Genomic DNA, 25,226 nt, shown 5'->3' on the forward strand with positions numbered 1-25,226 from the left:
CCTCCCCTGGAGGGGGAGGGTTAGCAAGAACCGCCGCTCTTCCCTCTTCCGCAGCATGGTTTGCGGCGTGCGGGTCATTTGACCGCGAAACGGGCAAAACCGGCAAAAGCGCCGCGAAGTTGAGCGGAATTCGGCGAAATGGCGATGTGGTTTGAGCTACCAAGCCCGCCACATTCCGCGTATCCTGTTAGGACCGAACCGGCCGGTTGGCGGGGACTGGCGGTTCGGAGATTTCGGAGGAAGACCCGCGGAGAAGTCGTGATGGCTAAAGGTACGGTCAAGTGGTTCAACCCGACGAAGGGTTATGGATTTATCCAGCCTGCGTCGGGAGGCAAGGATGTGTTCGTGCATATCTCGGCAGTGCAGAAGGCCGGTCTGTCGACCCTGAACGAGGGACAGACGGTGGAATACGAAGAGATCGCAAACCGGGGCAAGACTTCCGCAGAGAACCTCAAAGTATAAGCCCGCCAGCCTTTGCTGCCTCCCGGAACACCTTCCGGGAGCGGGCCAAGAAAATTTCAGAAGACGGCCAGTGCATTCGACGACCGGCGTTGCGATTGCACGAGGATAGCTATTTTTCCTGGGAAGACCGCACGTTCAACGCCACAGCAATGACAATCGCGACGGCATTTCGTCAGCCCACCGGCAACGGTGCGTCGCGCTTGATCTCTTCCATCACCGCATAGGTCCGCGTCTCGCGCACGCCCGGCATCGCCAGCAGGGTCTCGCCGAGAAAGCGTCGATACGCCGCCATGTCTGCCAGCCGCGCCTTCACAAGATAGTCGAAACCGCCGGCAACCATGTGACACTCCAGAACTTCAGGCGCGAGCTTCACCGCGCGCGCGAACCGTTCGAAGTTGTCGGGCGTGGTCTTGTCGAGCAGCACCTCGACGAACACCAGAAGGCCAAGGCCCAGCCGGTGCGGGTTGAGCCGCGCGCCGTAGCCCTCGACGAAGCCCTCGCGCTGCAGGCGCTTCAGCCGCTCGCCGATCGAGGTCGGCGACAGCCCGATGCGCTCGGCGAGGTCGACATTGGCGATCCGCCCATCCTCCTGCAAAATCGAGAGGATTTTCCGGTCGACGCGATCCAGTTCCATATCTTCTGAGGCCATTTTGGTGTCGATCTTCATTTTCTAAGGCAAATGAGCTAGATTGTCTATCGAACTGCGGTCACGCGGGCATTATCCTGAATTCAGCCACAGGACACGCCATGCCGAACATCCCGCCTCCCTTTGCCGCCCCCTACGCGCCGGACGATGCCGAGCTTGCCGCGCAGCTGTTGCCGGCGGCGCATCTCGCCCCGCCGCAGGAGGCACGGATCGACCGGACCGCGACCCGGTTGATCGAGGCAATCCGCAAGCGCGACGACCGGCTCGCAGGGAATCTTGGTGGCGTCGAGGACATGCTGCGGGAGTTCGCGCTCTCGACCAAGGAGGGCCTCGCGCTGATGGTGCTGGCCGAGGCACTGCTGCGCGTGCCCGACGCGCGCACCGCCGACCAGTTCATCGAGGACAAGCTCGGCGAGGGTGACTTCATCCACCACGAGACCAAGTCCACGGCCTTCCTGGTCAACGCCTCGGCCTGGGCACTCGGGCTGTCGGCACGGGTGATCCAGCCCGGCGAGACGCCGGACGGCACCATCGGCCGCCTCGTCAAGCGACTGGGCGCGCCGGCGGTACGCACTGCGACGCGCCAGGCGATGCGGCTGATGGGCAACCATTTCGTGCTCGGCGAGACCATCGAGCAGGCGCTGGAGCGGGCTCAGCCGCGCTCCGGCCAGAAGTCGCGCTATTCCTTCGACATGCTCGGCGAAGGCGCGCGTACGGCGGCCGACGCGACGCGCTATTTCGATGCCTATGCCAGCGCGATCGAAACCATCGGCAAGGCCGCAGGCACTCATTCCCTGCCCGATCGGCCCGGCATCTCGGTCAAGCTCTCGGCGCTGCATCCGCGGTTCGAGGCGATCAGCCGCGCGCGGGTGATGGCCGAGCTGGTGCCGCTGCTGCTCGATCTGGCGCAGCGTGCCAAGGCCCACGACCTCAACTTCACCGTCGATGCCGAGGAAGCCGACCGGCTGGAGCTGTCGCTCGACGTGATCGCAGCAACGCTCGCCGATGCCTCGCTCAAAGGCTGGGACGGATTTGGCCTTGCGATCCAGGCCTATCAGAAACGTGCCGGCGCCGTGATCGACCATGTCGACGCACTCGCGCGCGCGCATGACCGCAGGCTGATGGTGCGCCTCGTCAAGGGCGCCTATTGGGACACCGAGATCAAGCGCGCGCAGGAGCGCGGGCTGGACGGCTATCCCGTGTTCACGCGCAAGGCGATGACGGACCTGAACTACGTTGCCTGCGCGACGAAGCTGCTGGCCTTGCGGCCGCGCATCTTCCCGCAGTTCGCCACCCACAACGCGCTGACGGTCGCGACCGTGCTGGAGCTCGCCGCAGGTAGCGGCGGATTCGAGTTCCAGCGCCTGCATGGCATGGGCGAGGCGCTGTACGAGCAGCTCGCCAAGGACCAGCCCGACATCGCCTATCGCACCTATGCGCCGGTCGGCAGCCACCGCGACCTGCTGGCCTATCTGGTACGGCGCCTCCTGGAGAACGGCGCCAACTCCTCCTTCGTGGCGCAGGCTGCCGATTATCGCGTGCCTGTGACGGCACTGCTGCAGCGTCCGGCGGATGCCATTGTCCGGCCGGAAGCGGCGGCCCATTCCAAGATTCCGTTGCCGGCCGACCTGTTCGCGCCGGAGCGGCGCAATTCGCGCGGCGTCGAATTCGGCGCGCGCCTCGCGCTCGACCAATTGCTGGCCGACGTGAAGGCTGCGGCCGTGGACCTCAAGCCCATCACCGATGCCCCGCCGGATCAGACCGATGCGGCAGCCGCTGCGGCGCGCGGGGGCTTTGCCGCCTGGAGCCGGACGCCGGCGGCCACGCGCGCGGCGGCCCTGGAACAGGCGGCGCATCTGCTGGAGAGCCGCAGCGCCCGCTTCATCGCGCTGCTGCAAGCCGAGGGCGGCAAGACGCTCGACGATGCATTGTCGGAGCTGCGCGAAGCTGCGGATTTCTGCCGCTATTATGCCGCGCAAGGCCGCAAGCTGTTCGGCGCTGATACTGCGATGCCCGGCCCGACCGGCGAGAGCAATGCGCTCGCGATGCGCGGCCGCGGCGTCTTCGTCGCGATCTCGCCATGGAATTTCCCGCTGGCGATCTTCCTGGGTCAGGTCACGGCCGCGCTGATGGCCGGCAACAGCGTGGTGGCAAAGCCAGCCGAGCAGACGCCGCGCATCGCGCGCGAAGCCGTCGCCCTGCTGCACGAGGCCGGTATCCCCAGAAGCGCGCTGCATCTCGTCACCGGCGACGGCAAGATCGGCGCGAAGCTAACCGCACATCCTGACATCGCCGGCGTCGTCTTCACCGGCTCGACCGAGGTCGCCCGCCTGATCAACCGGACGCTCGCCGCCAAGGACGGGCCGATCGTGCCGCTGATCGCCGAGACCGGCGGCATCAACGCGATGATCGCGGATGCCACCGCGCTGCCCGAGCAGGTCGCCGACGACGTCGTCACCTCCGCGTTCCGCTCCGCCGGCCAGCGCTGCTCGGCGCTGCGGCTCCTGTTCGTGCAGGAGGACGTCGCCGACCGCATGATCGAGATGATCGCGGGCGCCGCGCGCGAATTGAAGATCGGCGATCCCTCCGATGTCGCGACCCATGTCGGCCCGGTGATCGACCTCGAGGCCAAGCAGCGCCTCGATGCGCATGTCGCGCGGATGAAGAACGAGGCGAAGCTGCACTTTGCAGGCGACGCACCGGAGGGCTGCTTCGTCGCGCCGCACATCTTCGAGCTCAAGGACGCCGGCCAGCTCACCGAGGAGGTTTTTGGCCCGATCCTGCATGTGGTGCGCTATCGTGCGGAACACCTCGCGCGCGTGCTTGCTGCGATCGAACGCACAGGCTACGGCCTTACCCTCGGCATCCATTCCCGCATCGACGACACGATCGAAGCCATCATCGACCGCGCCCAGGTCGGCAACATCTACGTCAACCGCAACATGATCGGCGCCGTGGTCGGCGTGCAGCCGTTCGGCGGCAACGGCCTCTCTGGAACCGGCCCCAAGGCCGGCGGCCCGCACTACCTCGCGCGCTTCGCCACCGAGCAGACAGTAACCATCAACACCGCTGCTGCCGGCGGCAATGCGGCGCTGCTTGCGGGTGAGGAGTGAGGCCCTGCGCCTGGCGCCGTTGCATCCCCGCAAAACATCGGTCTAATGGCTCCCACCACCGGCCCGCGCCAATTCCAGCGCGCGGGAAACGACAAGAGCTGAGGGAGCGACGCCGCGATGGAAAAGGGCATCTTTTCGGGCCTGAAGGTTCTGGACTGCGCGAGCTTCATCGCAGCGCCCGCGGCCGCGACCGTGCTGTCCGATTTCGGCGCCGATGTCATCAAGATCGAGCCACCCGGCGCCGGGGATCCCTACCGCAATCTGCCCAACCTGCCGGGCTATCCGACCGGCGAGCACAATTTCGCCTGGTTGCTGGAAGCCCGCAACAAGAAGAGCATCGCGCTCGACCTCGCCAAGCCGGAGGCGCAGGCCGTGCTGTACAAGCTGGTGGCCGAAGCCGACGTCTTCATCACCAACATGCCGCCGCCGGTGCGGGCCAAGCTCGGCATCACCTATGATCATCTCGCTCATCTCAACGACCGGCTGATCTACGCTTCCTTCACCGGCTATGGCGAGAAGGGCGAGGAGGCCAACAAGCCCGGCTTCGACAGCAACGCCTATTGGGCGCGCTCCGGCCTGATGGATCTGGTCCGCGCCGACACCGACACCACGCCGGCGCGCTCGGTCGCCGGCATGGGCGACCATCCCTGCGCCATGGCATTCTACGGTGCCATCGTCACCGCGCTGTATCAGCGCGAGAAGACCGGCAAGGGCTCGCATGTCGCCTCCAATCTGATGGCGAACGGGGTATGGGCGGCGAGCGTGCTAGCGCAGGCAAAGCTGTGCGGCGCCAAGTTCGGCGAACGGCGCCCGCGCGAACGCGCGTTGAACGCGGTCGCCAATCACTACCAGTGCAAGGACGGCCGCTGGCTGATCCTGTCGCTGCTGAACGAGGAGAAGCAGTTTCCGACGCTGGCCAAATGCCTGGGGCGCGAGGATCTGATCAATGATCCCCGTTTCGTCACCAAGGCCGACCGTCACGCCCGCTCGGTCGAGCTGATCAAGATCCTGGACGAAACCTTCGCGACGAAAGATCTCGCCGAATGGCGAAAAATCCTCGACGGCAGTGGCCTGGTGTTCGGGGTCGTCGCTATTCTGGACGACATCCCCAACGACAAGCAGATGCTCGACAACGAGGTGCTGGTGCCGTTCGAGAACGACACCATGCTCACCATCAACAGCCCGATCTGGATCGATGGCGCCAAGAAGGTGCAGCCGCGCAAGCCGCCCGCTGTCGGCGAGCACAGTGACGAGATCTTGCGCGCTGCGGGGTACGACGAGGGGGCGATCAAGCAGCTTCGGTCGAACGGAGCGGTGGGATAGGCCGGCGCGCCGGCGTTACTTCCGCGCGAGCAAGCCGCCCACCAGCTCCAACAGCTCCGCCTTCGCCTCACGGCGGAAGCCGGCCCTGGGCGTGGCGAGTTGACGAAACAGCAAGCCGATCAACGCCGAGACGAACAACTCGGCGTGAGGGCGTGGGTTTGGCGACTTCGCGGCCTTCAGCGCAAGCTCCGCACTCTGCCGCCACGTGTCAAACCACTCGGCGACCACGGGCCGATAGCAGGGTTGCCTCGCGGCAGCCAGGAAAGCTTCATAGCAGGCGATATGCGTCTCGGCGTCCGTGCCGAGCTCCCGGACATAGAAGTCGACCAGCGCATCGATCCAGGCCTCGACCTCGAATGCCTTATCCTGAAGGCCGAGGGCCAACGCACGCAGCCGGCCGACCTCGCGCGCCAGAGCAAACTGCAGCGCCGCCTCTACCAGCGCATCACGGGGTCCGAAATGATGCGTGACCGCACCGAGCGAAACCCCGGCTTCGGCCGCGACCGCCCGGTGGGTCACGCCGTCCAGCCCATCTCGCCCGATGATGCGCAGCGTCGCCTGCATCAGGGATCGCTCGCGCTCGCCCGACTCTGTTTTTGAATCCCTGCTCATCCGGCCCAGCATCCAGCTCTTGACCAACGACAGAACAAATGTTCTGTTACGCGGATCATATGTAATATCGTCGTCCAGGCCGCCGAAGGCAAGGAGCGTTCAATGCCCAGCTACCGCCTCCACTATTTCCCCGAGTCAGGCAACAGCTACAAGCTCGCGCTGATGCTGACGCTGTGCGGCGAGACGTTCGAGCCGGTCTGGACCGACTTTGCCGGCGGTGTCACGCGCACGCCGGAATGGCGCAAGGCGGTGAACGAGATGGGCGAGATTCCCGTGCTCGAAATCGACGGCGTGAAGATGACGCAGACCGCGCCGCTCCTGCTCAGGCTCGCCGAGCGATATGGCCGCTTCGGCGCCGAGACCGAGGACGAAAACTTCGAGCTGCTGCGCTGGCTGTTCTGGGACAACCACAAGCTCACCGGCTACATGGCGACCTATCGCTTCCATGCGCGCCTTCACCGAGAAGAACGATCCGCAGGTGCTGAAGCATTTTCGCCGCCGGCTCGAGGATTTCCTCGGCATTCTCGACGGGCATCTTCAGCACAACGACTTCGCGATCGGCGCAAGGCCGACGGTCGCCGATATCTCGATGATGGCCTATCTGCACTATCCGAGCGACGAGCACGGCTTCGACTTCGCGGCGAGCCATCCCGCCATCCACGCCTGGCTCGGCCGCATCGCCGCCCTGCCCGGCTGGAAGCCGGCGTACGAGCTGCTGCCGGGCAAGCGGATGACGAACCACGCCAAGTGAGCGGGCACTCTTCTTCTCCCTCTCCGCGCTTCGCGTCGGCCTCGCCCCGCAAGCGGGGTCAGGCGAATCTCGCGGCTCGCTCCGAGACTCAGTCGACAGAGATCCTACCGCAGCGACAGCCAGCCGAGCGTGAACAGGATGCCGCCGACGACGACGGCCATCGCGATCGCCCAGACGCTGACGCGGGCGCTGCCGGCGACCTGCTTGGCTTCTTCGTTCTGCGCGATCTGGCGATTGCGCGCCTTGTTGGCGTTGCCGGTATCCGTCATGAATCATCCAAATCGCTTGTTGGCTAACGCGTCTTGATGAAGCACATGCCGATGCGGCGCGAGGCCGCGGCGGCCTGACAGCTGAGACCGTTAGCACAGTTCCATGACGTAAAACTCTTGTCCGGCGTTCGCGATCCCGCATCCTCAGGGGAACAATGCGCGCCCCAGCCGTCCTGATACTCGCTTCCGGCGAGCTCGCGGCTGCCGCGGGTCTGCGGCCGACTGGCGAATCCGCGTGAGAAATCAGGACGTTTGCCCGCGGCGAAGGCGGTCAGGATGTCGCGGCGACGCAGCTGATCGCCGACGAAATGCGGCGAGGCCGGCACGATGGCGGCATTGGACGGCTTGTCAGCGAGCCAGTCGACGCCAGGAAAATGGAAGCCGCCGATGCCGCGGGTCTGGTGGCATCCTGAGCAGGTGACGTCATTGAGACGACGCTGAAAGCCCGCGACCGAGCGGATGTTCTGCATGTCTCCGCGCGCGGCGGCCTGCTTCAGCGCGCCGACCACGTCGTCATCGGTGAAGACCGGGTCGCCGCCCTCGCCTTTCTCCTCTCCTTGCACCATGCCGAACTCGGGCTGCAGCGCGGAAGCGTCGAGGCCGGCGGGCGTCGGCACCACCGCAGCCTTGGCCAGGAATCTTTCCGGGATCAGCACCGTGCCGCGATCGAATTCGCGCAGATTCCCGGGCGCGAGCAGCCAGTGCTTGAAATCGCGCCGGAGCGCATCGTCGGCGAGGATGCGGTCGCGATCGATCTGGTTCTCCAGCACCGCTTCAGCAAACGTCTTCGTCGCGGCGTCGTACTTGAACACCTTGAGCAGATAGTCGGAGCGGAAATCGTGAAGCGCCGATTTCGGCGCGACGGAGATTTGGATGTTGGTCTCGATGCGGTCGAGCATGGCGTCGTCCCGGCCGCGGATCAGCTCCTGCCAATTGCCGTTGTCGAGCCAGCGCCGCGCGATCTCGGCGCAGGTGACCGGCTTGCCGCTCCCCTCCGTCCGGCGCGCATCCCGCGCCTTCATCACCAGATTGAACGTCATCGGCAGGCGCGTCGCGGGCTTGCCACCGTCGAACCGCGCCAGCCGGTAGATCAACCGGATCTCGCCGCAGGATTCTTCGGCGACATAGGCGCGGTCCATGCGATTGATGATGCCGGCCAGCACGAAGCGCGTGTCGGGCGATGTCAGATTGGCCTGATCGAACAGCTGCACGTCGAAACCTTCGCCGGTGCCGATGGTCTCGGTCGGCCAAGCCGCCTTCTGCCTCGCGATGTAGCGCTCGAGCTCCGCGTCGATCGCGGGAGGAATGTCCTTGAGCTGCGGCAGCGACGCGAACAGCCGGTCGGTCGTCAGCGGACCGTCCGCCTTGCGCTCCGGCGCCAGCAGGCGCGCGATCGTGAGGACGTCGCCGTCGTCGAGCTTGCGCAACAGATCGGGATCGGTGATTGCCGTGCCGCGCGTCAGCTGTGCGGTCTCCGCGGCCGACGACGAGGCGGCGCCGCCAAGCACCACGGCGGCAGCAACGAGAATTCGCAGCGCGCGGCTCATGCCTTAGGTAACACCGCGCCGGGATGCCTATTCAAGCAAAAAAGGCGCCTCACGTGCTGGTGAAGCGCCTCTTTGACGTCGGAGATCGAAACCCTCAGCGTCCGAAGATGAGCCCTCTGCTGGTGACGACCACCCAGCGGCCGTCCTGGCGGCGGATCGCATCGACGCGGCCGACGCCGGGAATGGGATCGCCGGGATAGACCTCGTAGAGGCCGTCGCGGCCCTCGATCAGCGCGCCGCCATTGCCGGCGCTACGCAGCCGCCAGCCTTCGATCGTCGGCAGACGGCCGACCTCGGGCTTGGGGGCGGCAGCCACCGGAGCCGGTGCGGCGGTGGTCGCAACCTGGGTCGGCGCGACCGAGCCGGTGATCTCCTTCGCGGGCGCCGCAGCTGCGGCAGCCTGCGTGGGCGCGGCCGGCGGCGTGACGCGCAGCTTGTCGACCGCTTCCGACAGCTTTGCGATCCTGGCGAGCGGCTCGGCCTGCGCCTTCTCGAGCTTGTCGAGGCGGTCATTGGCGCGATTGAACTGGCTCAGACCCGTCTTCGAGCTGTGCTCGACATTGGCCTTGAGCGCGACGAGATCGGCATCGATCCGCGCGACCGAAGCATCGAGCGCGCTGGTATCAGTGACCTGCACCGGCGTCTGGGCGGGGCTTGCGAAATGCATCATGCCGGCGGTTGCGAGCGCGCCGCTGATCGCGCCGACCCCGGCTGCGATAGCCACCACCGCGGCCATCGCCGACAGGCGCCGCTTGCTGCCGGCCTCGCGCGGCTCGTCCGCCGTCACATGTGGAGCAAAATCCTCGCGGTCCCAAGAGCCGTTCCACGAACGCTCCGAGGGCGCCATGACGATGAGCTTGCCGGGCTTCGGCTCGGGCTTGGTCTCGGCTTTGGCTTCGACCTTCGGCAGCTCGATCCTCGACGCTTCGATCTTCGGCGGCTCGACCGGATCCGGCTTGGGCGGCGCCTCGTGGTCAGGTGCGATCGAGGGGGCGTCGATCCCGGCAGCCTCCACAGCCTGCGGCGCGGTCGTCCCGGCTTCGACGACGCTGTTGTCCTGGGCAGCCTGCTCAGCCATTGGTTCGCTCACGGTTCAAATACTCCGCTCTGGATTGACCTTTTGGTAACTTTCATTGCTTGCGAAATCCTTACCTTGGGACCCGCTTACCGAAGTTTTAGGAAATTATCAGGGGCCGAATTAGGCCGGGAAGATGGAACCGGTGTGGCGGGCGTGAAACAATTTGTAACCGGGGCAAGATGAACGGCGGAGGAATGAGGCTACGCGCCGGTGACAGATCGAGCGCCCGCTCTAGCCACATCGTCGTTGCGAGCGCAGCGAAGCAATCCAGGAATCTTTCCGCGGAGGCAGTCTGGATTGCTTCGTCGCAAGGGCTCCTGGCAATGACGCAGCGAGCAGCACCCGCCCCTCACATCACAGTCCGTCACATCACGACCGGCGCATCCGGCAGCTCGTTGGCAGGCGAGGCCTGCGGCGGAAAATGCCGCGCCAATTCGCGCGACACCGCTTCGATGCCGCCGATGACGCCGCGCTCGAACTGGCCGGAGGCGAACTCCGCCTCCATGGCGTGACAGATGCTCTCCCAGCCCGCCGCGCCCACCTTCGCGTCGATGCCACGATCGGCGATGATCTCGACGTCGCGATCGGCGAGCAGGAGATAGATCAGGACGCCGTTGTTGTGCGCGGTATCCCAGATGCGCAAGTGCGAGAACACGTCGAGCGCACGCGCCCGCGCCGGCTGGTTGCGAAACAGCGGCACGCCGTCGAGCGCGCCCTCGACCACGAAGCGGACCTGGCCGGAATGGGTGGCTTCGCCGCGCCTGATCGCCTGCTCGATGCGGGCGAGGACGTCTGGCGGAAAGATCTGCCTTGCCCGCCAATGATACTGCACGAGATGTCTGGCAATGCGCTTGATGCTCATGACCGCTACCAGCTCCCCGAGGCGCCGCCGCCGCCAAAACTGCCCCCGCCGCCGCTGAACCCGCCGCTGCTCGACGATCCGCTGCTCCAGCCGCCTCCCGACGAGCCGCTCGACCAGGAGCCGCTGCGCGAGCGGCCGGTGCCCGGCGTGATCGCCGAAAACAGATCGGCGATGAAACCGATGATGAAGCCGAGGACGCCGACGGCGGCGGCGAGCGCTGCGGAGCCGAGGATGACCCAGGTCACCGCCGCGATGATGCCCCCGGTCACCAGTGATCCGAGCAGCCGTCCCAGGATCGCCCGGAAGAAGCCGCCCACGCCGATCGAGGCAAACAGCGCCACGGCGAAGACCGGCACGAGGTCGTCCAGATTGTGGGCGAAGTTCGCGGTGCGCGAGGGAGACGGCAAGGGCTCTCCTTCGATCACCCGCATCATGCGGTCGACGCCATCGGAGATGCCGCCGGCGAAATCGCCTGCCCTGAACTTCGGCGTGATGACTTCATCGATGATCCGCCGCGACGTGACGTCGGTCAGAGCGCCTTCGAGGCCGTAACCGACCTCGATGCGCAAGTGCCGGTCGCCCTTGGCGACGACGAGGATCGCGCCGTCGTCGACCTTCTTGCGGCCGATCTTCCAGGCCTCCGCCACCCGGATCGAGAACTGCTCGATCGTCTCCGGCTGCGTGGTTGGCACGATCAGGACGGCGATCTGGCTGCCCTTGCGGCTCTCGAAGTCCTGCAGCTTTTTCGACAGCGCGGCGATGTCGCTGCTGGAGAGCGTGTCGGTCTGATCGACCACGCGGCCGGTGAGCTGGGGAACGGCGACGTCGGCGGAGGCGGGGAGCGCGAAGGTGAGCAGCAGCGCGAGTACCACAATCGCCGACCACACTCTCGCTGTCGTCGCCCGGCTTGCCGCCTTCGCTGAAGCTTCGGCGCGCCGAGCACCGGTGTGAGCCTCGGCGTAGCCTTGGCGAAGCCGGGACCGGGCGATCCAGTATTCCAGAGACGCCAGCGGGATACGGCGGAGCCGCGGCGTACTGGATTCCCCGCTTCCGCGGGGAATGACAGCGGTGGGTTGGGCGCGCATCTGAGTCGGACGCGCCGCTATTTCGACGGCGCGGGAGCGGTGTTAAAATCCACCTTCGGCGCGGTCGAGATTGCCTTCTCGTTCTCGACCGAGAAGTTCGGCTTCTCCTTGTAGCCGAACACCATCGCGGTGAGGTTGCTCGGGAAGGAGCGGATGGTGACGTTGTAATCCTGCACCGACTTGATGTAGCGGTTGCGTGCTACCGTGATGCGGTTCTCGGTCCCCTCCAGCTGCGACATCAAATCCTTGAACAGGGCGTCGGACTTCAGCTGCGGATAGTTTTCGGTCACGACCAGAAGCCGCGACAGCGCGCTGGAGAGTTCGCCCTGGGCGGCCTGGAACTTCTGGAAGGCGGCGGGATCGTTCAGTACCTCGGGCGTTGCCTGGATGCTGCCGACCTTGGCGCGTGCGTTGGTGACGCCGAGCAGCACGTCCTTCTCCTGCTGCGCAAAGCCCTTCACCGAGTTGACGAGATTGGGCACGAGGTCGGCACGGCGCTGATACTGGTTCACGACCTCGGACCAGGCGGCCTTGATCTGCTCGTCCTCGCTCTGGATCGCGTTGTAACCGCAATTGGTGAGGCTCAGCGAGGCCAGCGCCGCCAGCACGGTCAGGATCTTGCGCATTAAATTTCTCCCGGTGGAATCTGGCGCAAACTACCAGATGGGACACGCAAGACGCCAGCCTCCCAACGTCATTCGGGGCGATGCGTAGCATCGAACCCGGAATCTCGAGATTCCGGGTGCGGTTCGCGCCCCGGAATGACGGCGACAAACAGTTGCGCACGGCAGCCCCAGCCGGCTGACGCAAGCCTCTTGCCTATCCCCGACCGACATAGTCAACTCTCCGCAACAAGACGAAAATCGTCAGAGGGAACGCGATGACCTCGTTCGAGACCATCCTCGTGGAGCGGCCCGAGCCGGCGATCACCCGGGTCGTGATGAACAGGCCCGAGGCGCGCAACGCGCAGAACCTGCAGATGACCTACGACCTCAACGCCGCCTTCGACGCGGCGGTGCAGGACGATGCGGTCAAGGTGATCATTCTGGCCGGCAATGGCCCGCACTTCTCCTCCGGCCACGATCTGCGCCCCGGCGGCAAGAATGCGGCCGGCGTCGATTTCCCGCCGATCGGAAATTGGGGCGGTTTTGCCGAGCCGAACGCCCATGGCCGCTTCGCGCGCGAGCAGGAAATCTATCTCCAGATCACCCGGCGCTGGCGCAACCTCGCCAAGCCCGTGATCGCCGAGGTGCACGGCAAGTGCATCGCCGGCGGGCTGATGCTGGCCTGGGCCTGCGATCTCATCGTCGCCAGCGACGATGCGCAGTTCTGCGACCCCGTCGTCACCATGGGCGTCTGCGGTGTCGAATGGTTCGTGCATCCCTGGGAGCTGGGCCCGCGCAAGGCCAAGGAATTCCTGTTCACCGCCGACAGCTGGAGCGCGCAGGAGGCGCACCAGCTCGGCATGGTCAACCAGGTCGTGCCGCGCGCGGAGCTCTCATCGCGCGTGCTGGAGCTGGCGCGCCGGATCGCGGCCAAGCCGTCCTTCGCGCTGAAGATGACCAAGGAAGCCGTCAACCGCTCGGTCGACGTGATGGGCCAGCCCGCCGCGATTGATCAGGCCTTTGCCTTGCATCAGCTCTGCCACGCCCACAATCTTCAGGAGTTCGGCATGATCGTCGATCCCTCCGGCCTGCATCCTTCCGTGCGCAAGCCGCCGGCGGCGGCGGAGTAGACAACATGGATCTCAATCTCAGCGACGAGCAGAAGCTGCTGCGCGACAGCGCGGAGCGCTTCGTGGCCGGAAGCTACGATGCCGCTCACCGCCGCAGGATGGCGAACGATCCGCTCGGCTTCAGTCCCGCGGTGTGGAAGCAGTTCGCCGAGCTCGGCTGGCTGGCGCTGCCGTTGCCCGAGGAATTCGACGGGCTCGGTGGCGGCGCGGTCGAGATCGGCATCCTGATGGAGGCCTTCGGCCGCGGGCTGGTGTCGGAGCCCTATGTCGCGACCGTGGTGCTGGGCGCCGCACTGATCGCCAGATGCGGCAGCCATGAGCAGAAGCAATCGAGCCTGCCCAAGGTCGCCGACGGATCGCTGAAGCTTGCGTTTGCGCATTCCGAGCGCGCGGCACGGTTCGACCTCGCCAAGGTCGCGACATCGGCGACCAAGACGGCGCAGGGCTGGCGCCTGTCCGGCAGCAAGATCGCGGTGCTCGACGGCCATGCCGCCGACGAGATCATCGTCTCCGCGCTCATGCACGACCATCACGGCCCTTCGGGGCGGATCGGCCTGTTCGCCATGCCGGCAACGGCGCCGGGCCTTGCTATCTCCGACTACGCGCGCCTCGGCGGCGGGCGCGCCTGCAATATCGAGCTGTCCGACGTGCATCTGCCCGAAGACGCTCTGCTCGGCGACGGCCATGACGCGCTGCCGGCGATCGAATGGGCCGTCGATCGCGCCATGGCCGCGCTCGGTGCCGAAGCCGTCGGCATCATGCAGACGCTGCTCGACACCACGCTCGAATACACCAAGATCCGAAAACAATTCGGCCGGCCGCTCTCGGCCAACCAGGTCATCCGCCACCGACTCGCCGACATGGCCATGCAGGTCGACGAGGCGCGCTCGATAGCGCTGCGCGCCGCGCTGAAGGTGGATGCTGCGCCGACCGAGCGCGCCCGGGCGGCGTCGGGCGCGAAGGCGAAGATCGGCAGATGCGCCCGCTTCGTCGGCGAGCAGTCGATCCAGCTCCATGGCGGCATGGGGGTCACCGAGGAGCTGGAGGTCGGCGCCTATTTCAAGCGCCTCGTCGCCTTCGACACGCTGTTCGGCGGCAGCGCGCATCACTATGCCCGCCACGCCGAACTCGGCCGCAAGGCCTGACACCGGGAGAGCATCATGGACCTCAGTTTCAATGTCGAGGAGCGTGCCTTCCAGAACGAGGTGCGCAGCTTCATCGCCAGGAATCTCACCGAGGAGATGAAGCGCGCGACCGCGCTGACGCCGTCGGTGTTCTCCGATCCCGATATCGGCATGGCCTGGCAGCGCGCTCTCCACGAGCAGGGCTGGGGTGCGCCGGGCTGGCCGGTCGAGTACGGCGGGCCGCCCTGGACGCCGGCGCAACGCTGGATCTTCGAGACCGAATGCGCGCGGGCCGGCGTGCCCAATGTCAACGTGATGGGCGTGAAGATGGTCGGGCCGGTCATCATCGGCTTCGGCTCGCCGGAGCAGAAGAACTTCTACCTGCCGCGGATTCTCTCCGGCGAGGATTATTGGTGCCAGGGCTATTCCGAGCCGGGCTCAGGCTCCGACCTCGCCTCCCTGAAGACGCGCGCCGTGCGCGACGGCGACGATTACATCATCAACGGCACCAAGATCTGGACCACGCACGCGCACCATGCCAACCGCATGTTCGCGCTGGTGCGCACCGGCGACGGGCCGCGGCAGCAGGACGGCATCAGCTTCATTCTGATCGACATGAAGACGCCGGGCATCACCACCCGTCCCATTCTCACCATCGGCGGCGACCACGAGGTCAATCAGGTGTTCTTCGACGACGTCCGCGTGCCCGTGGCCAACCGCGTCGGCGAGGAAGGCAAGGGCTGGACTTACGGCAAATATCTGCTCGAGTTCGAGCGCGGCTCCGGCATCGCATCGGCCAAGCTGCGCGAGGGCTTGAGGGCGATCGCGGACCTTGCCGAGTCGGACCTGACCGGACGCGCCATCGACAGCCCCGATATCGCAACGCGCATCTCCGAGGTCGAGGTCGACATCAACGCGCTGGAGATGACCGAGCTGCGCGTGCTCTCGGCGCTGCAGACCGGGCAAAATCCCGGAGCGGTGTCCTCGATCCTGAAGCTGCGCAACAGCGAGATCCGCCAGGCCGTCACGCGCCTCGGCGTCGACGTGATCGGCCACGACGCGCTTCACGTCGAGCCGATGCGCCCGCTCTACAAGCTCAACCACGAGCCAGCGATCCCTGAGGAGATGCTGACGATGGTGCCGGAATATCTCAACGGCCGCGCCTACACCATCTTCGGCGGCACCTCGGAGATCCAGCGCGACATCATCGCGAAGATGATGCTGGGGATTTGAGGACGAACAGGGGCCACATCCTCAGTGTCGTCCCCGCGAAGGCAGCGACCCATAACCACAGGCAAATGTGGTTATGGGGACTCAGTTACCAGCTTCGCACAACACCACTCTCTGTGGTTATGGGTCCCGGGCTCGCGCTTTGCGCGCCCCGGGACGACGAGTTGAGTTTGGCGCAGTAGACTGCGTAACAATGACCCGCACTTATCCCGCCGCCTTCGCGTCCCGGATCGCCTGCCAGATCTTCTGCGGCGTCAGCGGCGTGTTGAGCTGGGTGATGCCGAGCTCGGCGAGTGCGTCCATCACGCCGTTGGTGACGCAGGGCGGGCCGCCGATGGCGCCGGATTCGCCGCAGCCCTTGGCGCCGAGCGGATTGGTGCGGCAGGGCGCCGAATCATCCAGCGTCACCACGATCGGCGGCACGTCGTCGGCGCGCGGGATGCAATAGTCCTGATAGCTCGCGGTCAGCAGCTGGCCGTCGGCGTCGTAGGACACGCCCTCATACAGCGCCTGGCCGATGCCTTGCGCGACGCCGCCATGGATCTGCCCGGTGACCAGCATCGGGTTCACCGCGACGCCGACGTCGTCGACGGTGGTGTAGCGCACGACCTTGGAGACGCCGGTCTCGGGGTCGATCTCGACTTCGCAGATATGGGTGCCGTTCGGCCAGCTGGGACCATCCACCTCGCCCTCGGAATCGACGCTGAGCTTGGCGCCGCTCTCCTTCTCGGCGAGATCGAACAGGCTGATGCGGCGGTCGGTGCCGACCACGGTGAGCATGCCGCCCTGATATTCGATGTCCTCGACCGAGGTCTCCAGCACGTTGGCCGCCTTCTCGCGCGCCCTCTGGATCAGATCGTTGGAGGAAACCGCGACCGCCGTGCCGCCGACGAACAGCGAGCGCGAGCCGACGCTGCCAAAACCCGTGGCGAGATCGGTGTCACCCTGGACGACGTCGATCTTGTCCATGGGAATGCCGAGCGTGTCGGAGATCATCTGGGTGTAGGTGGTCTGCAAGCCCTGCCCCATCGCCATGGTGCCGGAATGCAGCACGACCCGCCCTTGCGAGGTCGCTTGCAGCGTGACCTTTTCGGTATGCGCGCGGCCACCGGTCCATTCGATGTAGGAAGTGAGCCCGCGGCCGTAGAGCAGGCCCTTCTTCTTGGCCGCCTTCTTGCGCGCGGCAAAGCCGTCCCAGTCGGCGAGCTTCACCGCGCGGTCGAGCATGTGGGCGAAGGCGCCGGAATCATAGACCTGGCCGGCCGCATTGGTGTAGGGCAGCTGCGCCGGCTTGATGTAATTGGCCTTGCGGATCGCGCGCGGATCCATGCCGATTTTGCGCGCCGCGGCGTCGAACAGGCGCTCGACGATGAACACCGCCTCGGGACGGCCGGCGCCGCGATAGGCGCCAACCGGTGCGGTGTGGGTCATCACCGACTTCACCTCGAAATGCACCAGCGGCAGATCGTAGACGCCGGTCTGCACGAAGGGGCCGAGCACCAGCGGGATGATGTTGGCCGCTCCGGAAGAATAGGCGCCGGTGCAGCCGATCGACTTGACGCGATAGGCCAGCACCTTGCCCTTCTCATCCAGCGCGAAAGACGCCGTCGAGGTCAGATCGCGGCCATGGGTGCCGCCGACGAACTCGTCGGTGCGGTCACCGCGCCAGCGGATCTTCTTGTTCAGCTTGGTCGCGGCATAGGCGACGAGGCCGTCTTCGGGATAGAGGTTGGTCTTCTGGCCGAAGCCGCCGCCGATGTCGCCGACCAGGACGCGGACGCTGTCCTTGGGACGCTTGAGCACCGCTTCCGCCAGCACGTCGCGGGTCGAGGCCGGCGTCTGCGACTGCACGTGCAGCAGCAGGCGTCCGGTCTTCTTGTCGATCTCCGCGATGGTCGAGCGCGGCTCCATCGCGGAAGGCACCAGGCGCTGGCTGACGAGATCGAGCTCGACAATGTGCGCGGCCTTGGCGAAGGCCTCGTCCACCTTGGCGGCATCGCCATAGCTCATCGCGCCGACGATGTTGTCCGGTGCCTCCGGCCACACCACGGGCGCGCCGGGCTTGACGGCCTCGACCGGATCGACCACTGCGGGCAGCACGTCGTACTCGATCACGATCGCTTCGGCCGCGCTCTGCGCCTCGACCCGCGAGGACGCCACCACCGCGGCCACAGCCTCACCGGCATAACGCACGACCTCATGGGCCAGCAGCCGGCGCGGCGGCACCGTCATGGGCTTGCCGTCGGGGCGCTTGAAGATGTTCAGGGTCGGGATCGCGCCGATGTCGTCCTTGACGAGATCGGCGCCGGTATAGATGGCGGTGACGCCGGGCATCCCGGCTGCGGCGGCCGTGTCGATCGAGACGATCCTGGCGTGGGCGTGCGGCGAGCGCAGCACGTGCAGCCACAGCGCGCCGTCGGCCGGCTTGTCGTCGATGAACTGTCCCTTCCCGGTGAGCAGTCTCTGGTCTTCCAAACGCTTGACGGGCTGCCCCGCTCCGAAACGCAAATTGCCGGGAAGAATGTTCATTCCGCTGTGTCCTCGAAATCCGCAAAAACGACCGCGGCGGTTTTAACGGATTTTGCGGGCCAGACAACCGAGCCCCGGCACATCTGCAATGCGCGCCCGTGCCCCATGCGGCTGCTGCGGACCGGCCGGCTAGGACCGGTCGATATCGATGATGCCTACATTCACGTCACGGCTTTCGGAGCCGCGCTTGACCGTGAGCCGGACGGTCTTGCCGGCTCCGGCCTGCTCCAGCGCGTCGGTCAGGTCGGAGAGGCGCCGCACCGGCTTGCCTTCGGCCGCGATGATGATGTCTCCGACCGCTCCCGTCGAAAAATTGACACCGCGAATCCCCGCCCGCTCTGCCGGGCTGCCGGGGGCGATCCGCACCACGATCACCCCTTCGACGCCGAGCCGGGTGGAAACATCCTCGCCGGCCGCCACGATGCCGATGCCGGGCGTCGGCACCCGGCCGCTGCGGATGAGCTCGGGGACGATCCGGTTCACGACATCGACCGGCACCGCGAAGCCGATGCCGGCGTTCGAGCCGGACGGCGAGATGATCGCGGTCGTGACGCCGATCAGACGGCCGGCGGAATCCAGCAAGGGTCCGCCTGAATTGCCCGGATTGATCGCGGCATCGGTCTGGATGACATTGGCGATCTCCCGGCCGCCATGGGTCGGAAGCCTGCGCTTGAGCGCGCTGATGATGCCACTGGTCATCGATTGATCCAGCCCGAACGGATTGCCGATCGCAAAGGCGGCTTGGCCGACCTTCAGGTCGCTCGAGCTGCCGAGTCCTATTGGCGCCGGCAGCTCGCGCACGCTGCGGATCCGCAGCACCGCGAGATCGTAGTTGGGAGCCCTGCCGACGAGGTCCACCTGCGCGACCTCTCCCGACGCAAAGCGCACGGCGATCTCGCTGCCATTGGCGACGACGTGATTGTTCGTCACGAGATGACCCTCGCGGTCCCAGACGAAGCCCGTGCCGGACGCGCCGCCGCCCTGGCCTTCGTCGCCCATGAGAGGGTTGACGGCCGATTTCACAGCGACCTGAACGACCGAGGGTGACACGCGCTCGAAGATGTCGATGGTCGCCTTTTCGCCGTCCGACAGGGGCCCGCGCTGCTCGATGGCGCGCGCGGAGGGCGCCCCCCACGGGACATAGGAGATCGGGACATGCAGGATCTTCGCGGCCGTGACGGCGAGCAGCAGGGCGGCGAAGGCTGCCGCGGCAATCGCATAGCGACGGTTCATGGGTGATCACCGTGTCTTGTGCTGGATGCGGGCTCTGAGACGCAGATGCGTGGGCGACAGAGGTCGCTCACGCGGCAACGCCGCAAGCGCAGGGAAGTTTCTCCGTCAGGTAAGAGCCATTTTGCTCCCGACAGGGCGCCGGGGCAAATTGCCGCGTGGCAAACGCTATGTCAGCTCGCGCAAAGCCGTCTCCACGACCTTGCGGGCCTCGGCGGTCAGCGGTGCCTGCGGCGGGACGGGATCGCCGACGTCGTAGCCCTGGATCGCAAGCCCGGCCTTGATGCAGGCGGCAAGGTTAAAGCGCGCGAAGGCTTCGTTGATGCGCCACAGCCTGCGCTGGAGGACCATCGCCTCGTTCCAGCGACCGGCCTTGCAGAGCTCGTAGAGCGCAACGCTCTGGCGCGGAATGATGCAGGCCGGGCCCGCCATCCAGCCGAGGCCGCCGATCAGCATCACCGCGGCCGGGATATGGGCGGAGGCCGAGAACACCCGCAAGGCATCCCCGCAGCGGTTCATGATCGAGAGCAGCCGGCCGGTGTTGGTCGAGGCATCCTTGATGTAGCCGATGCGCGGATGCGCGGCGAGGCGCGCGATGGTGTCGAGGGTGAGATCGGAGCGCTGGAATTGCGGGTTGGTGTAGATGACGACGGGAATGTCGACGGCATCCGCAATGGCGCGGAAATAGGATTCGACCTGGGCGTCAGTGAGCGGGAAATACGCTTCCAGGATCGCCAGGATGCCGTCGGCCCCACACTTCTGGTAGGCCTTCGCCTGGGCCACCGCATCCACGGTGGAGGTCGAGGCGACGCCGGCGATCACCGGCACGCGGCCCTTGGCGGCCTCGATCGTGGTCTGCACCACGGAGACGCGTTGTGCGGCATTGAGATAGGCGAATTCGCCGGTCGAGCCGAGCGGCGTCAACCCATGCACGCCGGCGCCGATCAGGTCGTCGCAGAGCCTGCCGAGGACTTCGGTGCGCACCGTGCCATCGGCATCGAGAGGCGAAACGAGGTAGGGGAAGACACCGCGAAAATCGGACATGGCAGGCAAATTCCCACGCATCGAGGCGCGCACGGCGCCATTGGCCGCTGCTAACACGCGGAAAATCCGCCAGCAAGCATTCCATTGACCACTTCTTAAGGACGTTGCATATCGAGCCGTCGTGCCGCGCCTCGCATCCAACCCTTGTTAGGAAGATGGAGCGATGGTGCCGGCCATGCCGCTGACAATGTTGTCCAGGTATCTGCATCCCGATCCGCGTATCCGGCGCGAGCTCGTCGATCTCCTGTACACGTCATTGCCGCAAGTGTCCGCCATCGGCGTGACATCCGTAACGGGCGCTGTGGCGCTGACGGCCATGAGCGGTGACATAGGCTATGCCGTCATTTCGGGATTAATCTTCGTCACCGCGGCCGCCCGCGTCTATTCCCTGCTTCGCTACAAATCTCGCGCCACGCAATTGTCGGACGCAGACGTGGTTCGCTGGGAGCGGCTCTACGGCGCCGGCGCGTCGGCGTTCGGCCTTGCGCTAGGCCTGCTCTCCTATCGTGCGCTCGAACTCGACGACGACCCAGGCGCGTGGATCGCGTTCGGCCTCTCGATGTCGTTCTGCGTCGGCATGGTCTCGCGCGCCGCGATCCGCCCTTGGATCATCCTGAACACGGCCGCCATCCTCCTGCTGCCGACGATCGTCGGCGGTCTGCTCCGACCCGAATTCGCCTACAAGATCGGCGCGATCATGCTGGTGTTCTTCTGGCTGACCCTGCGCGAGGCATCGAAGCATCTGTCTGCCGCGTTCGTCGAACGCGTCGAGGCCAAGCATCGGCTGGCGCGGCAGGCCACGCACGACTTTCTCACGGGATTGCCGAACCGCGCCGCGTTCTTCCAGGCCCTGGCCGAGACGCGCGGCGATTTCGCGATCGTCGCCCTCGATCTCGACGGCTTCAAGCCCGTCAATGACCGTCACGGCCATCAGGCCGGCGACGATCTGCTGCGCCAAGTGGCTGAGCGGCTGGCGTCCTGCGTCGGCAACACCGGCATCGCGGCACGCTTTGGCGGCGACGAATTCATGATGCTCCGACCTGTCAAGCCCGGCGAAGCCGGTCGTGAGGAGGCGCTCGCGCTGGCGCGGCAGGCCATTGGCAAGCTGTCGATGCCGTTCCTGCTGATGGACATTCCGGTCTGCATCGGCGCAAGCGCCGGCATTCTCGTCAGTACCGATGTCACCACGGGCTCGGCCTCGCAATTGCTGGAACGAGTCGACCGCGCGCTCTATACGGCAAAGCGTGCGGGAGGCGGACGTTGCGTCTGGTCGGACGAATACGCTGGCGTCCAACGCGCGGCAGGTTGAACAGCTATCAAACCTTGAGCAAGCGTATGCGCGTGCCCCAGGGATCGACCGCCTCCAGGCCGTCCGCAAGCGCCGTGACCTTCGCGCCGGCCTTGCGCAGGCGCAGCTCCTGGGCGGCGACAATGTCAGGCTTTTCCGTGACGAGCGAGAACCAGACAAGGCCGGTCGTCTGATCGTCGCGCTGGCCCGCGCCCTGGCTCTGCCAGACGTTGATGCCGAGGTGATGATGATAGCGGCCGGACGACAGGAACGCTGCGCCGCTGCGGCTGCGGGTGGGATCGAGACCGATCGCACCATGATAGAAATTGCCGGCCTGCGCGAGATCGCCGACCCGCAGATGCATGTGACCGATGCGCAGGCCCTCGGGCGCCCCGGCATAGTCGGGCACACGCGGATTGGTCAGCGACAGCAGGTCAGGAATGTCGAGCTCGTCGGTCGCCATCTTCACGCTGCCCTCACTCCACTGCCATTGCGAGGGATCGCGATCGGCATAGACCTCGATGCCGTTGCCTTCGGGATCGTCGAGATAGACGGATTCGCTGACGAGGTGATCGGCAAAGCCCGACAGCTTCACGCGGTGCGAAGCCGCGTGGACCAGCCAGCGCGCCAGGTCCTTGCGGGTCGGCATCAGGAAGGCGGTGTGATAGAGGCCGGCGGCGTTGCGCGGCTCGATCGCTGCATCGGGGCGCCCCTCCAGCACCACCAGCGTGACGCCACCCGTGCCAAGCTTTGCCGCAGTCGCCGACCGCTCCATCACGGTGAGGCCGATCACGTCGCGATAATAATCCGCGATCGTGTCGAGGTGCTTCACCCGCAGCGTCACCATGCCGACCCGCATCGGCGTGCGGCTGGCATAGGTCGGGCCCCCGCCCTGCGGCGTGCCCTCGGCGCGCGCCGCCGCCGCGGCGGCCGCCGCAAGCGAGGTGGCGCCGGCGAGTTGCAGCAGGGTGCGGCGGGTGAGGTCGACGGTCATGACGGCTCGCAATTCTTGAGGCCACGGGGCGCAATCCCGGGATTGCTACACGCTCCCGTGAGGCGCTCCCAATCACATGTTCGTCGGCCATTGTCTTAACGAGGCCGTCCCTGTCCTGGCCACCCGGCCAGTTTCGCAATTCCCCGCGACATCCCAGATTGAGGGTAACCACAGGAGCACGCCATGACCGATCCTAGCCCCCTGTCGTCACTGTCATCCGCCCTCGCGGACGTGGTGGCGCGCACCGCACCCTCGATCGTCTCCGTGCGCTCGCATCGCTTTCGCTCGACCGGCTTCGTCTGGAAGAGCGGCCTGATCGTCACCGCGGACGAGTCGCTGGCCGACGAGGGCGAGGTCGAGATCGGCCTGCCGGACGGCCGCACGAGCCCAGCCACGATCGCCGGCCGCGACCACACCACCGATATCGCGCTGCTGCGCGCCGACATCGCGTCGACCCCGGCCAAGCTCGCCGCAATTGTCCCGCCGCTGGGCGCATTGGCGGTCGTGGTCGCCACCAACCGCGACACACCGAGCGCGGCGCTCGGGATGGTGTCGGCCTCTGGCAAGAGCTGGCGCTCCCTGCGCGGCGGCGAGATCGATGCGCGGATCGAGCTCGATGTCCGCTTGCGCGACAGCCAGCAGGGCGGCCTTGCGCTTGATGCCTCGGGACAAGCCTTCGGCATGGCGGTGCTCGGCCCGCGGCGCGTGCTGGTGATCCCGGCCGCGACGATCGAGCGGGTCGCGGCGCAGCTGGAGGCGCGCGGCCGCATCGCGCGCGGCTATCTCGGCCTCGGGCTGCAGCCGGTGCGGCACGACGATGGCGTCGGCGCGATGGTGATGCATGTCGACAAGGCCGGACCGTCGGCCGCGGCCGGCATCCGCCAGGGCGACGTGATCGTCGCGGTCAACGGCCAGAAGCTGTCCGGCGTGCGCGCGCTGTCGCGGACGCTTGGACCTTCGAGCGTCGGCGCGGTGATCGATCTCGCGGCGCGCCGCGGCGGCGAGCCGGCCGACTTCAAGGTCACGGTCGGCGAGAGGCCGGAGACGTGAGTGAGGACAGCTCCCCGGAGATCGTGCTGTCCCTGGAGATCGACGATCCCGCGCTCGCCGACCGCCTGGCGAAGCTGCTCGGTAACGTCACAGGGCTACGCCTTGCCGCGCCCGGCGAATCTGCCGCGGCGACGATCGTCGCGCGTGATCCGCGCATCATGCCTGATGACATCGCACTGACGCAGCGCGAGCTCGACGTGCTGGCGCTGATGGCCGAGGGTGCCTCCAACAAGATGATCGCGCGCCGGCTCGGCATCTCCGTGCACACCGTCAAATTCCATGTCGGCTCGCTGCTCGACAAGCTCGACGCCACCGGCCGCACCGACGCGGTGGCGCATGCCGCCCGCCGCGGCGTGATCGAGCTGTAGAGTCAGCGCGCGCTGATGGGATCAGGGCGCCTTCGCGGCCTGAAGGCGCGCTTTCAGGGCTGCGGCGCCGACCGCGCCGGGGATCACGCTGTCACCGACGACATAGCCGGGCGTGCCGTTGATGCCGAGCGCCGAAGCGAGGCGCATGTTCTGTTGCAGGGCCTCGCTCACCTCGGCGCTCGCCGCATTCTTCTCGATCTCCCCGGCGTTGAAGCCGAGATCGGCCGCGACCGCGAGCGCCGCGGCACGATCGATCCGACCCTGCGTCGCCATCAGGCGGCGATGAAATTCGAGCGATTCGGCGGCGCTGGGATGATGCATCTGCAGCGCGATCGCGACCTTGGCGGCTTCGACGGAGTCGGGGCCCAGGATCGGGAGCTCCTTGAGCACGATGCGCAGGTTCGGTTCCTCGGCGATCAGCGCCAGCGTGTCGCCCAGGGCCTTGCGACAATAGCCGCAGTTGAAGTCGTAGAACTCGACCACCGTGCGGGCGCCTTCGGCGGCGCCGAGGGTCGTCTGCAGCGGCGCAGTGTACAGCGCCTTGGCGTTGTCACTGATCACCTGCCTGATGTTGCTTGCCGCAGCCGTCGGTGCGGTCTGCGCGGCGGCGTTGCGCTTGGCAATGAGGGCCATCAGCGCAGTGCGGACCGCCTCGGGGTGATCGGCCAGGTATTTTTCGATTGCCGGGCCGAGGGCTTCCGGGTGCGCGGCGAGATATTGCTGGATGGCCTCGTCGACGTCCTTGCGTTGCATCTCCGCGTGCGCCGTGCTCGGCACCGCAATTGCGGCAGCGACGAATATGCCCAGCGCGGCTCCGTGGAGCCGGCCTGACGCAAGCCTTGGTCTGTCGATCATTGTAGGCATTGCCGAATTCCTCCACTTACTC

General features: G+C 66.4%; 22 protein-coding genes and 1 pseudogene. 10 read left to right on the forward strand and 13 right to left on the reverse strand.

The genetic code is table 11. From position 1 onward, the window contains the following. The first annotated feature begins 261 nt into the window (after positions 1–261). Entirely contained in the window at positions 262–462 is a 201-nt protein-coding gene (locus ACETMP_RS17175; RefSeq protein WP_008563500.1) for a cold-shock protein, read from the forward strand. A 172-nt stretch (positions 463–634) separates the two neighbouring features. Here ACETMP_RS17175 and ACETMP_RS17180 read toward each other — a convergent pair whose 3' ends face one another. Continuing rightward, positions 635–1,096, reverse strand: a complete 462-nt coding sequence (locus ACETMP_RS17180; RefSeq protein WP_375161926.1) for an Lrp/AsnC ligand binding domain-containing protein — start codon at positions 1,094–1,096, stop codon at positions 635–637. A 113-nt stretch (positions 1,097–1,209) separates the two neighbouring features. Here ACETMP_RS17180 and putA point away from each other — a divergent pair, with 113 nt between their 5' ends. Next, the gene (gene putA / locus ACETMP_RS17185) at positions 1,210–4,221 is read left to right on the forward strand and encodes a bifunctional proline dehydrogenase/L-glutamate gamma-semialdehyde dehydrogenase PutA (RefSeq protein WP_375157117.1); all 3,012 of its coding nucleotides are present in this window, start codon (positions 1,210–1,212) and stop codon (positions 4,219–4,221) included. 117 nt (positions 4,222–4,338) lie between these two features. Continuing rightward, the gene (locus ACETMP_RS17190) at positions 4,339–5,544 is read left to right on the forward strand and encodes a CaiB/BaiF CoA transferase family protein (protein WP_375157118.1); all 1,206 of its coding nucleotides are present in this window, start codon (positions 4,339–4,341) and stop codon (positions 5,542–5,544) included. Between the two features lie 15 nt (positions 5,545–5,559). Here the strand turns inward: ACETMP_RS17190 and ACETMP_RS17195 are convergent, their stop codons facing one another. Continuing rightward, the gene (locus ACETMP_RS17195) at positions 5,560–6,168 is read right to left on the reverse strand and encodes a TetR/AcrR family transcriptional regulator (protein WP_245269345.1); all 609 of its coding nucleotides are present in this window, start codon (positions 6,166–6,168) and stop codon (positions 5,560–5,562) included. A 90-nt stretch (positions 6,169–6,258) separates the two neighbouring features. Here ACETMP_RS17195 and ACETMP_RS17200 point away from each other — a divergent pair. Beyond that, positions 6,259–6,907: pseudogene (locus ACETMP_RS17200) on the forward strand (glutathione S-transferase family protein). A 104-nt stretch (positions 6,908–7,011) separates the two neighbouring features. Here the strand turns inward: ACETMP_RS17200 and ACETMP_RS17205 are convergent. The 6 genes from ACETMP_RS17205 to ACETMP_RS17230 form a co-directional block, all read right to left on the reverse strand. Beyond that, positions 7,012–7,176 (reverse strand): hypothetical protein, encoded by a 165-nt coding sequence (locus tag ACETMP_RS17205; protein WP_196236002.1) that lies wholly within the window; start codon positions 7,174–7,176, stop codon positions 7,012–7,014. Positions 7,177–7,199: 23 nt separating this feature from the next. Continuing rightward, complete coding sequence (locus ACETMP_RS17210) at positions 7,200–8,723, reverse strand: hypothetical protein (RefSeq protein ID WP_375157119.1); 1,524 nt, start codon at positions 8,721–8,723, stop codon at positions 7,200–7,202. 94 nt (positions 8,724–8,817) lie between these two features. Next, the gene (locus ACETMP_RS17215) at positions 8,818–9,801 is read right to left on the reverse strand and encodes a hypothetical protein (protein ID WP_375157120.1); all 984 of its coding nucleotides are present in this window, start codon (positions 9,799–9,801) and stop codon (positions 8,818–8,820) included. Between the two features lie 364 nt (positions 9,802–10,165). Further along, a complete protein-coding gene (locus tag ACETMP_RS17220; RefSeq protein WP_375157121.1) occupies positions 10,166–10,663 on the reverse strand; it encodes a TPM domain-containing protein in 498 nt (165 codons plus the stop codon). A gap of 5 nt (positions 10,664–10,668) precedes the next feature. Then, positions 10,669–11,550, reverse strand: a complete 882-nt coding sequence (locus ACETMP_RS17225) for a TPM domain-containing protein (RefSeq protein ID WP_375157122.1) — start codon at positions 11,548–11,550, stop codon at positions 10,669–10,671. A 215-nt stretch (positions 11,551–11,765) separates the two neighbouring features. Then, positions 11,766–12,374 carry a LemA family protein gene (locus ACETMP_RS17230; RefSeq protein WP_028134535.1) on the reverse strand — a complete coding sequence of 203 codons (609 nt, stop codon included), beginning with the start codon at positions 12,372–12,374 and terminating at the stop codon, positions 11,766–11,768. 254 nt (positions 12,375–12,628) lie between these two features. Between ACETMP_RS17230 and ACETMP_RS17235 the strand changes: the two genes are divergently transcribed. Genes ACETMP_RS17235 through ACETMP_RS17245 form a run of 3 tightly spaced genes read left to right on the forward strand, consistent with a single transcriptional unit; the run spans position 12,629 to position 15,840 of the window. Further along, the gene (locus tag ACETMP_RS17235; protein ID WP_375157123.1) at positions 12,629–13,483 is read left to right on the forward strand and encodes an enoyl-CoA hydratase; all 855 of its coding nucleotides are present in this window, start codon (positions 12,629–12,631) and stop codon (positions 13,481–13,483) included. Between the two features lie 5 nt (positions 13,484–13,488). Next, positions 13,489–14,628, forward strand: coding sequence for an acyl-CoA dehydrogenase family protein (locus ACETMP_RS17240; protein WP_375157124.1), 1,140 nt, complete (start codon positions 13,489–13,491; stop codon positions 14,626–14,628). A 15-nt stretch (positions 14,629–14,643) separates the two neighbouring features. Continuing rightward, positions 14,644–15,840, forward strand: a complete 1,197-nt coding sequence (locus ACETMP_RS17245; RefSeq protein WP_375157125.1) for an acyl-CoA dehydrogenase family protein — start codon at positions 14,644–14,646, stop codon at positions 15,838–15,840. 201 nt (positions 15,841–16,041) lie between these two features. Here the strand turns inward: ACETMP_RS17245 and ACETMP_RS17250 are convergent, their stop codons facing one another. The 3 genes from ACETMP_RS17250 to ACETMP_RS17260 all read right to left on the reverse strand — a co-directional run bounded on the left by ACETMP_RS17250 (position 16,042) and on the right by ACETMP_RS17260 (position 20,640). Beyond that, the gene (locus ACETMP_RS17250) at positions 16,042–18,366 is read right to left on the reverse strand and encodes a xanthine dehydrogenase family protein molybdopterin-binding subunit (RefSeq protein WP_375157126.1); all 2,325 of its coding nucleotides are present in this window, start codon (positions 18,364–18,366) and stop codon (positions 16,042–16,044) included. A gap of 129 nt (positions 18,367–18,495) precedes the next feature. Then, entirely contained in the window at positions 18,496–19,599 is a 1,104-nt protein-coding gene (locus ACETMP_RS17255) for a S1C family serine protease (protein ID WP_375157127.1), read from the reverse strand. Between the two features lie 165 nt (positions 19,600–19,764). Further along, positions 19,765–20,640, reverse strand: a complete 876-nt coding sequence (locus tag ACETMP_RS17260) for a dihydrodipicolinate synthase family protein (protein WP_375157128.1) — start codon at positions 20,638–20,640, stop codon at positions 19,765–19,767. A gap of 175 nt (positions 20,641–20,815) precedes the next feature. On the opposite strand from ACETMP_RS17260, the gene ACETMP_RS17265 reads away from it, so the two are divergent. Further along, positions 20,816–21,949 carry a diguanylate cyclase domain-containing protein gene (locus ACETMP_RS17265; RefSeq protein ID WP_375157129.1) on the forward strand — a complete coding sequence of 378 codons (1,134 nt, stop codon included), beginning with the start codon at positions 20,816–20,818 and terminating at the stop codon, positions 21,947–21,949. A 7-nt stretch (positions 21,950–21,956) separates the two neighbouring features. Here ACETMP_RS17265 and ACETMP_RS17270 read toward each other — a convergent pair whose 3' ends face one another. Beyond that, positions 21,957–22,922: a VOC family protein gene (locus ACETMP_RS17270; protein WP_375157130.1), complete on the reverse strand. Its 966-nt coding sequence runs from the start codon at positions 22,920–22,922 to the stop codon at positions 21,957–21,959. Between the two features lie 183 nt (positions 22,923–23,105). Between ACETMP_RS17270 and ACETMP_RS17275 the strand changes: the two genes are divergently transcribed. Beyond that, the gene (locus tag ACETMP_RS17275; RefSeq protein ID WP_375157131.1) at positions 23,106–23,972 is read left to right on the forward strand and encodes a S1C family serine protease; all 867 of its coding nucleotides are present in this window, start codon (positions 23,106–23,108) and stop codon (positions 23,970–23,972) included. Continuing rightward, entirely contained in the window at positions 23,969–24,340 is a 372-nt protein-coding gene (locus tag ACETMP_RS17280) for a response regulator transcription factor (RefSeq protein WP_375157132.1), read from the forward strand. Before ACETMP_RS17275 ends, ACETMP_RS17280 begins: the two co-directional genes overlap by 4 nt. Positions 24,341–24,361: 21 nt before the next feature. Here the strand turns inward: ACETMP_RS17280 and ACETMP_RS17285 are convergent, their stop codons facing one another. Then, positions 24,362–25,204, reverse strand: coding sequence for a DsbA family protein (locus tag ACETMP_RS17285; protein ID WP_375157133.1), 843 nt, complete (start codon positions 25,202–25,204; stop codon positions 24,362–24,364). Between the last annotated feature and the right edge of the window lie 22 nt (positions 25,205–25,226).

The sequence above is a fragment of the Bradyrhizobium dasycarpum genome (assembly GCF_042019905.1).
Classification (GTDB): domain Bacteria; phylum Pseudomonadota; class Alphaproteobacteria; order Rhizobiales; family Xanthobacteraceae; genus Bradyrhizobium; species Bradyrhizobium japonicum_B.